We start from the raw sequence: 13,889 nt of genomic DNA, 5'->3' as shown, positions 1-13,889 counted from the left end.
CAAAAAAAGCCGCAAAAGACGGCACCCACCCACCAGAGAGGACACCAAATGAATAGAAATACTTTCCTGAAAACCCTTGTTGGGGCTGCGGCCCTTAGCGTGACGGGCCTTGCCGCTTTGGCCCAATCGGGCGAACCGATCAAGGTTGGCGAAATCAACCACTACAAGCGCATGGCCGCTTTTGCAGAGCCCTACAAACAAGGCATCGAACTGCGGCTGGAAGAAATCAATGCTGCTGGCGGTGTGCTGGATCGCCCGCTCGAGTTTATCTTTCGCGATGACCAAGGTGATCCCGGCGAGGCGATCAAAATTGCTGAAGAGTTGATGACCAGCGAAGGTGCCGTGATGCTAACCGGCACGATCTTGTCCAACGTTGGCCTCGCCATTTCATCTGTCGCCGCTGAAAAACAGTGGGTGTATCTGGCCGCTGAACCGCTTGCCGACGCGCTGACATGGTCGCAAGGCAACCCGTGGACGTTCCGTTTGCGCACCTCGACCTATATGCAGGCCGCGATGCTGGCCGAACAAGCCGCCAAAACCGATGCGATGAAATATGCAACCATCGCGCCAAACTATGCCTATGGCAAAGATGCGGTTGCCGCGTTCAAGGAGGTACTGACCGAACTGAAGCCCGGTGTTGAATTCGTCGGTGAACAATGGCCCGCCTTGTTCAAAATCGACGCAGGCGCCGAGGTGCAAGCGCTGGAACGGTCCAAACCCGATGCAATCTATAACGTGACCTTTGGCCCCGATCTGGCCAAATTCGTACGCGAAGGCACAACCCGCGGGTTGTTTGACGGCCGCACCGTCTATGGCCTGCTGTCGGGCGAGCCCGAGTATATGGAACCGCTGGCCGACGAAGCGCCCGAAGGGTGGGTTGTCACCGGGTACCCTTGGTATGATTTCACCGAGGAAGACGGCGCGAATAAAACCTTTGTGGATGCCTATCAGGCGCGTTTCAACGAGACACCCAAGCTGGGTTCGCTTGTCGGGTATATGACCGCAGCAACCGTTGCGGCGGCGATCCAGAAAGCCGGTTCAACAGATGGCGATGCGATCCGTCAGGCGTTTGAAGGGCTTGGCGTTGCCACGCCAGTAGGCGACATCACGTTCCGCGAGATCGACAATCAGGCGACCATGGGTGCTTTTGTCGGTACCACCGCTTTGAAAGACGGGGCAGGGGTCATGACCGACTGGACCTATCTGGATGGTGCGGATTACCTGCCATCTGACGAAGAAGTCGCAAAACTGCGCCCTGCAGAATAACGGCTGGTGCCGCTCCGGATGGGAACCCCTTTCCGGAGCGGCCAAACCTATTCCCCAAATTGATCGAGGTGGCTGATGGGCCTTTTTATCGCACAGATTTTGACTGGGCTTGCAAACGCTGGCGCGCTTTTCATGGTTGCTTCGGGTCTATCGCTGATTTTCGGTGTGACCCGTGTTGTGAACTTTGCCCACGGGTCATTTTATATGCTCGGTGCCTATGTTGGCTATTCGCTGATGCAGGTGCTGCCCGGAATGGTCGGATTTTGGGGCGCTATTTTGCTGGCGGGAATTATCGTTGGCCTGATTGGTGTCATCGTCGAAATCTGTGTGCTGCGCCCTGTCTACAGCGCGCCTGAACTGTTTCAACTGGTTGCGACCTTTGGCGTTATCTTGGTCATTCAGGACCTCGCACTGATGATCTGGGGGCCGCAGGATTTGCTGGGACCACGCGCGCCGGGCCTAAAAGGTGTGATACGCATCATGGGCGAACCGGTACCCCAATATGACATCGCGCTGATCGTGATCACCCCCTTTGTCGCCTTTGGTCTGTGGTATCTGATCACGAAAACCCGCGTCGGCACATTGGTGCGCGCCGCCACCCAAGACCGCGAGATGGTCAGCGCCCTTGGCGTGAACCAAGCGTGGCTGTTCACCGGCGTTTTCTTTCTGGGCTGCGCCTTGGCGGGTCTTGGCGGTGCGCTGCAACTGCCAAAGGGCGGCGCCGACCTGTTGATGGATTTCACCATTCTGGGATCGGTCTTTGTGGTCGTGGTTATTGGCGGCATGGGGTCACTGCCCGGGGCCTATCTGGCGGCGGTGATCATTTCAGTCCTGAACGTCTTTGGCGTCACCTATGCCCCGCAATCGACGCTGGTTCTGATGTTCGTGGTGATGGTCATCGTGTTGATGTTCCGCCCCTTTGGTCTGCTGGGCAAAGAGGAAATCGCGGGCGAGCATGGCCAAGTTGGCGAACCTGAACGCCCCATCAAACCTGCGGGCAACCGTGTGCGATGGCTGGTCGCGGCCGGGCTGCTGATCCTTGGGCTTTTGCCGTTTTACAGCGGGAACTTTGCCGTCGTTCTGGTGACAGACATCATGATCTTCTGCCTCTTCGCCGCATCTCTGCATTTTATGTTGGGTCAAGGTGGGCTGGTCAGCTTTGGCCACGCGGCGTTTTTCGGCGGCGGGGCCTATGCAGCGGCGTTATTCGTGACCTACGCCAACACCCCGATGGAACTGGCGCTGGTGCTGGCACCCATTTGCGCAGGGCTGGCCGCCATTGTAATCGGCTGGGTCTGTCTGCGTTCGACCGGCGTCTATTTTGCCATGCTTACCTTGGCCTTTGGTCAACTCCTGTGGAGCCTTGCATTCCAATGGGGAGATGTGACCGGCGGCGATGATGGTTTGGTTAATATCTGGCCGTCCGACTGGGCATCCGACAACGACATCTATTATTACCTCGCGTTCGTGCTGTGTATCGGGGGCATCTTGTTGTTGCGTCAGGCGGCCCACGCCCCGTTTGGCTATGCCATGCGCGCCGCACGCGACAGCGCCCGCCAAGCCGAGGCAATGGGCATCAACACCAAGCGTATTCAATGGGTTGCCTTTACCTTTGCCGGTATCATGGCAGGTCTTGCGGGCGGGCTGTTCGTCTTTTCCAAGGGCAGCATTTTCCCGAACGAATTGGAAACTGCACGCAGTTTCGACGCCCTGATCGTGGTGTTCCTTGGTGGTGTGAAAACCCTGTCCGGTGGCTGGGTCGGTGCCGCGTTCTTTGAGGGCATCAAGGATTACCTGACGCGGTTTGAATACTGGCGCCTCGCCTTAGGCCTGTCGATCATCATCGTCGTAATCCTTGGCCCCGAAGGCATCGTCGGATCGTTGCGCAAGGCGGGTGAACGCTTTGGCATTCTCAAGGTACCGGAGGACGCGAAATGAGCCCGATCCTGTCTGTTCGCAATCTGTCCCGCAATTTCGGCGCTATCAAAGCCGTTGAGAATGTCAGCTTTGATCTGGCCAAGGGTGAATTACTGGCGCTGATTGGCCCAAATGGCGCGGGTAAAAGCACCTGTTTCAACATGCTGATGGGGCAATTGAAACCATCCTCCGGCACGGTTCAGCTGTTGGGCAAGAACATCGCTGGCATGCAGCCGCGCAAAATCTGGCGAATGGGCGTGGGGCGCACGTTCCAGATCACCGCGACCTATGCGTCGATGACCGTGGTCGAGAACGTGCAAATGGCGCTGATCTCGCACCACAGGCGGCTGTATTCCCTGACAACCTTTGCCCATAAACTGTACCGAGAAGAGGCGCTGGCCCTGCTTGATACCGTGGGCATGGTCGATCAGGCGGAACGACACTGCGCCGTGCTGGCCTATGGTGACCTTAAACGGCTGGAATTGGCTGTGGCGTTGGCCCACGATCCGATCCTGCTGCTCATGGATGAACCCACGGCTGGCATGGCCCCGCGCGAACGGATTGCATTGATGCAGCTGACGGCAGATATTCTGGACGCCAAAGGCATCAGCGTTTTGTTTACCGAACATGATATGGATGTGGTTTTCGCCCACGCGCACCGGATTATGGTGTTGAACCGCGGCCAGTTGATCGCCAACGGCACAGTGGATGAAATCCGCAATAACCCGCAGGTCCAAGAAGTATACCTTGGCGGCGGCACCCTGTTCAAAGCGCAGGAGGACGCCCATGCTTGAGGTAAAAGACGTCAATTCATTCTACGGCAAGGCGCATGTTCTGAATGATCTGAACTTTAGCGTGGATGCCGGCACTGTTGTCGCGCTGTTGGGGCGCAACGGGGCGGGTAAAACCACCACCATGAAATCGATCATGCAGCTGGTGCGGCCCCGCAGCGGGACAGTCACCTACAAGGGTCAAAACATTACCAGCTGGCCCAGCCACAAGGTCGCGCGCAATGGGTTGGGCTATGTCCCCGAAGAACGGCGCATCTTTACGCAGCTGACCGTGCTGGAAAACCTCGAGGTGGGTCGCCAACCCCCGCGCGACGGCTGCACCACATGGACTGACGACATGGTGTTTGATCTGTTCCCCAACCTTGCCGAGCGGCGCAATAACCGCGGCAAGGCACTGTCGGGCGGCGAACAGCAAATGCTGACGATTGCGCGCACCTTGATGGGGAATCCGGCGTTTATTCTGCTTGATGAACCGTCAGAAGGCATTGCGCCCGTGATCGTCGAACAGATGGCCCGCGTTATTCTTCAGTTGAAAAGCGAAGGCCTGACTGTGCTGCTGTCCGAACAAAACCTGCATTTTGCCCAAGCCGTGGCAGATGGGGTGGTCATCATCGAACATGGCACGCAGAAATTTGTGGGCACCCTGCCAGAGCTTCAGGCCCATCCCGAGATCCGCGATCAATACCTGTCAGTCTAATCCGCCAAACCCTAGGAAACGCGGCGCAAGAATGCTTTGGTGCGGGCGTCTTGCGGGGCTTCAAGCAGTTGTTTTGGCGGCCCTTGTTCGACGATTTTGCCACCATCCATAAAGATAATCCGGTCCGCGATCTCGCGCGCGAATTGGATTTCATGGGTCACGATCAACATGGTTTGCCGTTTCTCGGCCACCCGCCGCATCAGATCAAGAACCTCGCCCACCCATTCCGGATCAAGGGCCGAGGTCGGTTCGTCAAACAACATCAGATCGGCATCCAACGCCATCGCGCGCCCGATCCCCACACGTTGCTGCTGCCCCCCAGACAGCGCCGCCGGATAGGCATCCGCCTTGTCCGCCAATCCGGTCTCGCGCAGGGTTGCGTCGGCACGCGCGATTGCATCGGCCTTGGACTGGCCTTTGACTGTGATCAGGGCTTGGGTGATGTTTTCACGTGCTGTTTTATTGGCAAACAGCGCGTAGTTTTGAAAAACGAACGACGTTTTCCGCCGAAGCGCTAGAATATCCGCGCGCGACGCCGTGTCAGCGTCAACGCTTAAATCCCCGATGCGAATGCTCCCGCTGTCAGGATGATCAAGATAGTTCAAGCACCGCAGCAAGGTCGATTTGCCGGTACCAGACGGGCCGATCACAACGACCCGTTCACCCGGTGCGATGTCCAGGTTGATATCCTCAAGAACACGGGTCGCAACAAAAGATTTGCTGAGACCTTTGATAGAAATAGCGGCTGGTTTGGTCATCTTGCGTGCGCCTTGTTCAAATAGACCTCTAGGTGGCGCTGCAAAAATGCCAGTGCCTCGACCATGATCCAGTAGATTGCCGCGACCACTAGGAATGCTTCGAAATACAGAAAGCTGCCTGCGGCTTCTTTTTGGGTGGCCCCCATCAATTCGGTCACGCCGAGGGTAAAGGCCAACGACGTGCCTTTGATCATATCGATGAAATAGTTAACGAGCGTCGGCGCGGCAACGCGGGCCGCTTGGGGCAGAATGATGTGATACATCATCTGGCCCTGCGTCATGCCGACCGCTTGTGCGGCTTCCCATTGGCTGCGGTCCACACCAAGGATCGCGGCGCGGATGCTTTCGGCCATATAGGCGGAAAAATGCAGTGTCAGCCCCATGATCGTGGCGGTCACACCGTCAATGTTCGTCAAAAATGACAATACTTGCGGCACACCATAGTAGAATAGAAACAATTGCACCAAGAGAGGCGTGCCGCGGAAAAAGCTAATGAAGAGCCGTACAAAGCCGTCCAGCACCGGGATCTTGAATACCCGTTCGACGGCAAGGATGGATGCCAGAATAAGTGCAAAGAACATGCCGATGATGGCCATGAACAATGTCAGTGGCACATAGCCCAAGAGCACGGGCACCAGATCCAGCATGTATTCAAAATCCAGTGCCCGCATCAGCGTTACTCCGCTACTGTAATGTCAGTTCCAAACCACTTTTCCGAGATGTCGGCCAGCGTGCCGTTCTCGCGTAGTGTCACAATGGCGGTATCAAACTTGTCCCGCAGCGCCTCGCCTTCTGCGTTATTGCGAAACGGCAACGCATTGCGAATTTCGCTGAACGGCTTGCCTGCCAATGCCAAAGGCAGCGGGCTTTCCGCGATCAATTGCGCGGATGACACACGGTCCATCACAAACGCATCGACGCGCCCCAATGCCGTGTCCTGTGCGATGTTGCTTTCATAGGTGCGAATGTCGATCTCGTCCGCGTTTGGCAATTCACCAAGCAGTTCTTCGAAGTTCGATCCAAGGTTCACGGCAACGGTTTTGCCGCTCAAGTCTTCAACGCTGCCGATTGTTGTTTCGTTGCCCGCTTTCACCACGATCTGCGCGCCATCAAATACATAGGGCTGCGTGAACGCAAATTTGGCCTCGCGCTCGGGCGTAATCGTGATCTGATTGGCAATCGTATCAATGCGTCCAGCTTCGAGCGCCCCAACGAGACCCGAGAATGACATGGTGACAAAATTCACCTCATCGCCCGTCTCGGCGGCAATGGCATTGATGAAATCAACCTCAAAGCCCTGCAACTGGTCCAGCTTGACGAAGGTGAAGGGGAAATAGCCACCAGACATCCCGACATTCAACGTTTCGGCCTGCGCCGAACCGAATGAGGCCGTCAGGGCGACTGTGGCCGCTGCAAGTACGTTTTTCATAATCTGCTCCGTTTGTTCACAGAGCAAATAGTGTACCCACAGCCGCCTTCAATAGACGTAATTACGACAAGTCCGCTGTGATCGGATTAGTGTCCAGATCGGAACTTAATTCTTCTAGTAGCGGATTGAGGAGAACGATCAGAACGAGGGTTCGATTTGATACCGTCCATTACGCGATGTTGTTCTATAACGCCGCCTCAACGGGACCTCGTCTTATACCACGCGAACAGCAGGGGATTCTCTCCGAACTGGTGGCATATCCGATCTCAAATCAGGCTTTGTATGCGCTGGCGCGGCGGTCGCCATGCTCGGCCCTTTGCGCGGTTACCTGACCCACATTAACGCAACAAAATCCTAGATGGCGTTGACGGGCAGGGATAGCACAAAACAGCTACCCGATCCCATCACACTGGTAACAGCAAGGCCGCCGTGTTGCAGCTCAGCCAGGCTTTTTGAGATGGCCAGACCCATTCCGGTGCCGCCTGCACGCCGCGTCGCAGTTGAATCAACCTGATAGAAGACGTCAAAAATACTGGCGAACTGGTCCTCGGATATACCCATCCCACTATCATGCACTTCAAATCTCACCATATCAGCGTCCACTTTGACAATGAGGCGGACAAAACCAGCATCGGTAAACTTGATCGCATTTCCAATCAGGTTGAATAGAATCTGGCGTGCTCTCACCTTATCCGCGAATACCGTTTCGGCCTCTTGTATAACCTCGAAATCGAGACCCTTTTTGCTTGTGAGCGTGTTGAGCTGCTGGACGACAGGATCCACGATGTCTTCGACCTGGCAGAGTGTCGGCTCGATGATCAGGCTTCCGGATTCAATCTTGGTAATATCCAGTATCTCGTTGATTAGATGTAGAAGATGGTCACCTGATTGGGTCATCCGCCCCATTAAGCCGTTAAGTTGTTCGTACAGCTCGTCGAGTAAAGTTTTGGCCTCATCCGGCGTAACGGTGCCATTCTCGTAGGCCGCCAGCAATGCCTTCGACTTACTAAGGAGCCGAACGTTTTGTAAGAGCTGCGCAACACCCATTATAACCGTCAATGGGGTTCTGAGCTCGTGGCTGAGTACACCCATGAAATTAGTCTTGGCTTCGCTTGCGGCTTCGGCAGCCTCTTTTGCGCGGCTTAGTTCAGTCACATCAACGCGCAGACCGACATAGCCGCCATCCTCCAAAGGATGGTTCGACACTTTGATAACGCGCCCGTCAACAAGGCGCTGTTCTATATCAACGTGCTTACCCGAGCGATGCAACTTAAGTCTGTGTTCGATCCATGCAGACTGATCAAGGTTATCCGTATTAAACTTGCGGCTCTCAAGACCGGCCAACAATATTTTCCGGTAAGGCGTACCCGGCCTGAGCACCTCTTCGGGAAGGTCGTAGATCGCGCGGTATTTTGAGTTGCTAAGGAGCAGGAGGCCATTTTCGTCAAACATTACGAAGCCGTCATCCAACGCCTCAATTCCCCTATTCAGCAAGAGTTCGGCACGCTTGCGCGTATGAGACAGCCATAGGATGTAAATCAACGTACCCAGCAATACCAAGCCGGCCAACACCATGACAATTCTCTGAAGCCATTGATCAGGTGACGTTTTCGGCCACCCGCCTTTTGTCATAGCGTGTAGAACCCAATCCTCGAAATCGAAGTCAAACCGTAGGTTTACGGTGTCCTTGCCCACCAACGACAGGTCACCATAAACGAAAGAACCTCTGCCACCGCCTGAACTATCAGCAATATCAACAAGTAAGTCGTAATCCTCTTCGGCATCTGCGATACCGGATTCAACTAAAAATTGATCGTAATCCAGAACCAGTGAAACGATCCCCCAAATCGCGCGCTCCGAAGCAACGATATCTCCTTCGGTGGGGCTATCAGCGTCAGGATGATAGACTGGTGCGCGCAGGATAAGCCCCAATCCCCCCTGAACCAAGTTGACCGGCCCCGTAATCATATCATTTCCCGTTTGCATCATCCTCAATACAGTCGGAAACTGCTCAGTATTCTCACGGTAATTTAATCCCAAAGCGCCCTGATTTTCCTCGGCTGGGTAGATTAATGAGATGACCATATCTGGGGCTGCGGCGATACTGATCATTGAATCATCTAAACCGCGAATTTCCTGTACCCTTGTGGCGAATTCATCTTGGGAAATATTCGGGTTCTCACCAATAAAGGTGGCCAGTTCACGCAAGACAAGTGATTGAGAATGAATGATTTCCTCAAAGCTCTCCCGAACTTCGAGTAATTCAAAGTATGTGTCTGAACGCACTTGTTGGATGTAGGATGAATACAACAGCCGGTCCAAGCGATATGCCGTGACCAGGATCAATAGAGTCGCGGCGGCGAGGGCAACTATGGCCCATATACCACCGATTCTTGTCTGTTTAGAGAAATTCAAATTCACTTTATTACCCGATAGCTACGTTAGTTAAAAACGCGCGCTTAAAGACCGAATTCCCGTTCAGTCTTTGCCTGCTCGCTATAGTTGCCCCGAAACCTCATAGCCTCTCGTTACGGTTGCCTAAAGGGAAATTTTTAATATTCTCATATTATCATACGACAAAAAGTTATCTGGGGCTGCGGCTGTGCCGTATGCTGGGTCACATATGGGTTAGCAAGGCTTTTCGGCAAAGCTTGAAAGAACGTCAGAAATTGAACGTCCCGATATGGTGTAACTGCATTTTGCGTGCGGTTCACGCGCTGCCCCTACACATTATTCTGCACGTAAGGTTCGCGTAAGGTTGCTCTGGTGAATGGCGCTGAAACAGCAGCGAAGATTCCAGTAATGATCCCTTTTGACGCCTTAAAAACACGCTTTCGCGACCTGCGGAATGCTTATCCCATCTCGCCGATCGGCCTGACCGTCCTTAGCATTATATATATATTCTGCGCGGCTAATGCGTCGTTCTGGACGATTGGCACCGAGGTATTTGCCGGTCATCCGCTGTCTTTTGCCGGATTTGTATCCGCCGTATTCTTTCTAACGCTGGCGTTCTTTTCCGCCTTTGGGTTTCCGTGGATGATCAAGCCATTCCTGATTTTCATGGTCATTCTCAGCGCCGTTACGTCGTATTACATGGACACACTTGGCGTGATCATCGACCGTGACATGATCCAGAACGTCATGGTTACCACTGTGACTGAATCAAAGCATCTTTTGACTGCCGGTTTCGTCACGCATGTCGTTCTGTTCGGCGTGTTTCCCGCTGCGTTTATCGCATGCGTAAAGGTCGGGCGGCCCAGCATCGTTAAAACTCTGGCAATGCCGGTTGCGACCATGAGTCTAAGTCTCGCGTTGGCGGCAGGGCTGCTTATGACGGATTACAAATCCTATTCTTCCATCCTGCGCGAACGCAAAGATTACATGAGCAGCTTTCAACCCGGCATGCCTGTCGTCTCGGCGATCCGATACGCCAAGATGATGCGCCGTTCTGCAAACGTCACCGTTGCTGCCGTTGGCGACGATGCCACCAAAGGGCCAGCCTATGGCCCTGACCGCAAACCGGTACTGACCATTGTCGTAGCAGGAGAGACGGCGCGGGCGCAGAACTTTAGCTTGAACGGCTACGGCGTTGAGACGAACCCAAGGCTGGCCAAGCTTCCGGTGGTCAGCTTTACCAACGTGACCTCTTGTGGGACTGCAACGGCGACTTCGCTGCCGTGCATGTTCTCGCAATTCAATCGCGACGAATATTCGTTTCAAAAAGGTATATCAAATCAAAGCGTTCTGGATGTGTTGGATCACGCGGGCCTGCATGTCGAATGGTGGGACAATAACACCGGCAACAAGGGGATCGCGGATCGCGTGACCAGCCGGTCGCTGACCCATACCGAAAACGCAGAGTTCTGCGCGGCAGGTGAATGTATGGACGGTATCTTTATCGAGGCGTTGAAGGAATATGCGGCCACAGTCACCCAAGACACCGTGCTGGTCCTGCACCAGATCGGCAGCCATGGCCCGACGTATTATCTGCGCTATCCCGAAGAATTCGAGCAATTCAAACCAGCGTGCCGCACGGCAGAGTTCAAGCTCTGCACGCCCGCAGAAATTACAAACGCCTATGACAATACCATCGCCTATACAGATGAAATTCTGGCCCAGACGATCGAATTCCTAGAGGGGCAGGATCAGCTTTCCACGGCGCTGCTCTACGTCTCGGACCATGGTGAATCCTTGGGCGAAGGGGGGCTTTACCTGCACGGATCGCCATATTTCATGGCCCCCGAATATCAGACCAAAGTCCCAATGATCCTGTGGATGTCGCAAAACTTTAAAACCCAGTTTGACGTGGACAGGGGGTGCTTGTCGGCAAAGACCGACAGCCCGTTGTCCCATGATAACCTATTCCATTCCCTGCTCGGCATGCTGGATATCCAGACGGATGTCCGCAATAGCGACCTTGATCTGTTCGCGTCGTGCCGTAATCTGCAAAAGGTAGTACACAATTGAACAACCCGTCCTACACGCCCCGCGCCAAGCCCGAACGGATCACCGGCATCGCCCATGTTTTTGCTGCGGCGGGGTATTCCATCGGGGGCATCCGTCGCCTGTGGCAGGAAACGGCGTTTCGCCACATCACCCTTGCCCTGCCGATCTGCGGTGTGGTTCTTGCCTTGGCTAACGCCAGCCTGAACGATTATTGCATCATGCTGGTCTTGTTCTTTGCGCTGGTCGCGACCGAAGCGTTGAACACGGCTGTCGAGTGTATCGTCGACCATCTCGCGCTGGATTGGCAGGAATTCGCCCGCGACGCAAAAGACCTCGGATCGCTGGCCACGATGTGCCTGTTGGGCGCGAATGGGGTGTTTATCGGTAGCGTGATCCTTCGCGCGCTAACCAACGGATAAGCCAGATTTGACCGACACGGGCCATCGCAAACTGCGTTTATCTGGCGTCTTTTCCCCTTTCTTATATATTGCAACCCAAGCACACCAAAAGGCCCCCACCGCCATGCGCATCTTACTGATCGAAGACGAGGCCGCACTGGCCCGCCCCTTGCGCGAGCACCTAGAGGCGGATCGCCATATTGTTGAGTGGTTCACCACGCTGGACGAAGCACATAGCGCCATTCGCACATTGGAATACGATGTTGTTCTGCTGGACCTGCAACTGCCCGACGGCGACGGCCTGTCGTTTCTGAGCAAAATCCGCGACCAGCATATCCGGACGCCGATCATCATCCTGACCGCCCGCGACAAAATCTCGGACCGGATCGACGGGCTGAACCGTGGTGCCGATGATTACGTGATCAAACCATTCGATCTGGACGAAGTGAAAGCGCGTATTCACACCGTCTGCCGCCGCAGCGCCGACCAGATGACACAAACAACCGTGGTGCGTGACCTGAGCATTTGTTTTACCAACCACAGCGTCAGCCGCGCGGGGGCTGACATTCGTCTGACAGCCAAGGAATGGAGCGTGCTCGAAGTACTGCTGCGTCGCAAATCGAAGATCGTGCCGAAAGAAAGTCTGGAGGCCGCCGTCTACGCCTATGGTGACGAGGTCGAGAGCAACGCGTTGGAGGCCCATATCAGCCGCTTGCGGGCGAAGCTGGGCAAAGACCTTATCGTCACCCACCGCGGGATCGGCTATATGCTGCAGGCATGAGAAAACGCCCCACCAGCCTATTGAATACCCTATTCAAATCCCTGCTGCTGCCGGGGATCATCGCCGCCTTCCTCGGAGTCTTCATCGTCTATTCCATCGTGAAAGAGGAATACGACGAGCTGCAGGACATCGCTTTGGCCAGCAAGGCGCATCTTATGCTGCAACTGTTGGAGGCACAGAACGAAATCGCCGATATTTCGGTGATGCAGGACGGGTTGAACCCACTTTCCTTTGAACTCGACCTGATCGATGGGGATGAACTAACGGTGTTCTGGGTGCTCGACGCTGCCGAGGACGTTATTTTACGCTCTCCCGATGCGGATCAGGCGCTGTTATCGGCGCGGGTCAAGGGCGCTATCGTCACAGCGCATGGATACCGCATCGCTGACGCAATCAACCCAGACGCCAGTTTAACGGTCGTGACGGCCACCCCTATGGCAGAACGCGACGAAGCACTACGCGAGGTGCTGATCAGTGTTACGATAGGCTTCATCCTGCTTGGGATTTTCGTGGCCATTGCCGCCTATCTTGCTGTCAGGCGATCCGCCGCGGTGATTGCCGATCTCAGCACCGAGATCAAAACCAAAGACGCGTATGACCTGTCGCCCATCGACCGCAAAAACACCTTTGCCGAAATCGAACCGGCGATCGACACGGTCGATATGCTCATGGCGCGCCTTGATGCCACCCTTACCGCCGAGCGCGCATTTGCCACCAACGCGGCACATGAACTGCGCACGCCTGTCGCCATCTGCCTGGCGCATGTTCAACGGCTAAAGACCAAGCTGACCAATCTGGATACCTCGCAAAGCGCTGTCGAGATCGAGGAAGGCCTCAAGCGATTGACGCGGCTCATCGAGCGGTTGCTGCAAATGTCGCGGGCCCAGTCGGGTTTGGGAGTCGCCGCCGTAAAGGCAGACATCACGCCCGTTATCAAACTGTTGCTTCGCGAACTTCGCGAGCGCGTCCCGTCACCCGACCAGCTAGTCGTGAAAGAACCGGAGGGCATCTGGATCAGCGATGTCGATCCCGACGCCATCGGGATCATCCTCAATAACCTGTTCGATAATGCGCTGAAACACGCGTCAGGCGACGCCCCCATGACCGTAGACGCCAGCACGCGTGGTCGCATTGTCATATCCAACGATTGCGCGCCTCTGGCAGCCGCCGACCTTGAGAATATCAAACAGCGGTTTTCCCGAAACGCAACGCGTTCAGAGGGGTTCGGGCTCGGCCTCTCGATCGTGCAGGAACTATGCAAACAGTCTGGCAGCACCCTAGAGCTGTCGTCTCCTCAAAAAGGAAAGGCGCGCGGGTTCAGCGCAGCCCTGACCCTTGTTGTTTCTGACCCACTATGACCTTTGTCAGTCACAGGTGAAACGCTCCGTTGCCGGTAGCGTAGGGGC

At 55.1% G+C, this 13,889-nt stretch carries 12 protein-coding genes; 8 read left to right on the top strand and 4 right to left on the bottom strand.

Features of this window, described 5'->3' with window-relative positions:
* Positions 1 to 48 precede the first annotated feature (48 nt).
* From KZZ06_RS15625 to KZZ06_RS15610, 4 genes are all read left to right on the top strand, one after another.
* Positions 49 to 1,266: an ABC transporter substrate-binding protein gene (locus KZZ06_RS15625; RefSeq protein WP_219581053.1), complete on the top strand. Its 1,218-nt coding sequence runs from the start codon at positions 49 to 51 to the stop codon at positions 1,264 to 1,266.
* A 75-nt stretch (positions 1,267 to 1,341) separates the two neighbouring features.
* Positions 1,342 to 3,204, top strand: coding sequence for an ABC transporter permease (locus KZZ06_RS15620; protein ID WP_219581052.1), 1,863 nt, complete (start codon positions 1,342 to 1,344; stop codon positions 3,202 to 3,204).
* Positions 3,201 to 3,977, top strand: a complete 777-nt coding sequence (locus tag KZZ06_RS15615; protein ID WP_219581051.1) for an ABC transporter ATP-binding protein — start codon at positions 3,201 to 3,203, stop codon at positions 3,975 to 3,977. Before KZZ06_RS15620 ends, KZZ06_RS15615 begins: the two co-directional genes overlap by 4 nt.
* Positions 3,970 to 4,671: an ABC transporter ATP-binding protein gene (locus KZZ06_RS15610; protein WP_219581050.1), complete on the top strand. Its 702-nt coding sequence runs from the start codon at positions 3,970 to 3,972 to the stop codon at positions 4,669 to 4,671. Before KZZ06_RS15615 ends, KZZ06_RS15610 begins: the two co-directional genes overlap by 8 nt.
* Positions 4,672 to 4,682: 11 nt before the next feature.
* Here the strand turns inward: KZZ06_RS15610 and KZZ06_RS15605 are convergent, their stop codons facing one another.
* The 4 genes from KZZ06_RS15605 to KZZ06_RS15590 form a co-directional block, all read right to left on the bottom strand.
* Positions 4,683 to 5,429, bottom strand: a complete 747-nt coding sequence (locus KZZ06_RS15605; RefSeq protein ID WP_219581049.1) for an amino acid ABC transporter ATP-binding protein — start codon at positions 5,427 to 5,429, stop codon at positions 4,683 to 4,685.
* Entirely contained in the window at positions 5,426 to 6,100 is a 675-nt protein-coding gene (locus KZZ06_RS15600) for an amino acid ABC transporter permease (protein WP_219581048.1), read from the bottom strand. Before KZZ06_RS15600 ends, KZZ06_RS15605 begins: the two co-directional genes overlap by 4 nt.
* A 5-nt stretch (positions 6,101 to 6,105) precedes the next feature.
* Positions 6,106 to 6,858, bottom strand: a complete 753-nt coding sequence (locus tag KZZ06_RS15595) for an amino acid ABC transporter substrate-binding protein (protein WP_219581047.1) — start codon at positions 6,856 to 6,858, stop codon at positions 6,106 to 6,108.
* A gap of 354 nt (positions 6,859 to 7,212) precedes the next feature.
* On the bottom strand, positions 7,213 to 9,279 hold the full coding sequence (locus tag KZZ06_RS15590) for an ATP-binding protein (RefSeq protein WP_219581046.1): 2,067 nt from the start codon (positions 9,277 to 9,279) through the stop codon (positions 7,213 to 7,215).
* Positions 9,280 to 9,660: 381 nt separating this feature from the next.
* Between KZZ06_RS15590 and KZZ06_RS15585 the strand changes: the two genes are divergently transcribed.
* The 4 genes from KZZ06_RS15585 (at position 9,661) to KZZ06_RS15570 (ending at position 13,841) form a co-directional block, all read left to right on the top strand.
* Positions 9,661 to 11,325, top strand: a complete 1,665-nt coding sequence (locus KZZ06_RS15585) for a phosphoethanolamine transferase (protein ID WP_257884401.1) — start codon at positions 9,661 to 9,663, stop codon at positions 11,323 to 11,325.
* Entirely contained in the window at positions 11,322 to 11,723 is a 402-nt protein-coding gene (locus KZZ06_RS15580; RefSeq protein WP_219581045.1) for a diacylglycerol kinase, read from the top strand. The genes KZZ06_RS15585 and KZZ06_RS15580 overlap by 4 nt, the downstream gene beginning before the upstream one ends.
* Before the next feature lie 103 nt (positions 11,724 to 11,826).
* The gene (locus KZZ06_RS15575) at positions 11,827 to 12,483 is read left to right on the top strand and encodes a response regulator transcription factor (protein WP_219581044.1); all 657 of its coding nucleotides are present in this window, start codon (positions 11,827 to 11,829) and stop codon (positions 12,481 to 12,483) included.
* A complete protein-coding gene (locus KZZ06_RS15570) occupies positions 12,480 to 13,841 on the top strand; it encodes a HAMP domain-containing sensor histidine kinase (protein ID WP_219581043.1) in 1,362 nt (453 codons plus the stop codon). Before KZZ06_RS15575 ends, KZZ06_RS15570 begins: the two co-directional genes overlap by 4 nt.
* Positions 13,842 to 13,889: the final 48 nt, after the last annotated feature.

It is taken from the genome of Sulfitobacter sp. CW3 (genome assembly GCF_019392245.1).
Taxonomy (GTDB): domain Bacteria; phylum Pseudomonadota; class Alphaproteobacteria; order Rhodobacterales; family Rhodobacteraceae; genus Sulfitobacter.
Note: the sequence above shows the minus strand (reverse complement) of the source record. Positions and strands in the feature narration are given on the sequence as shown.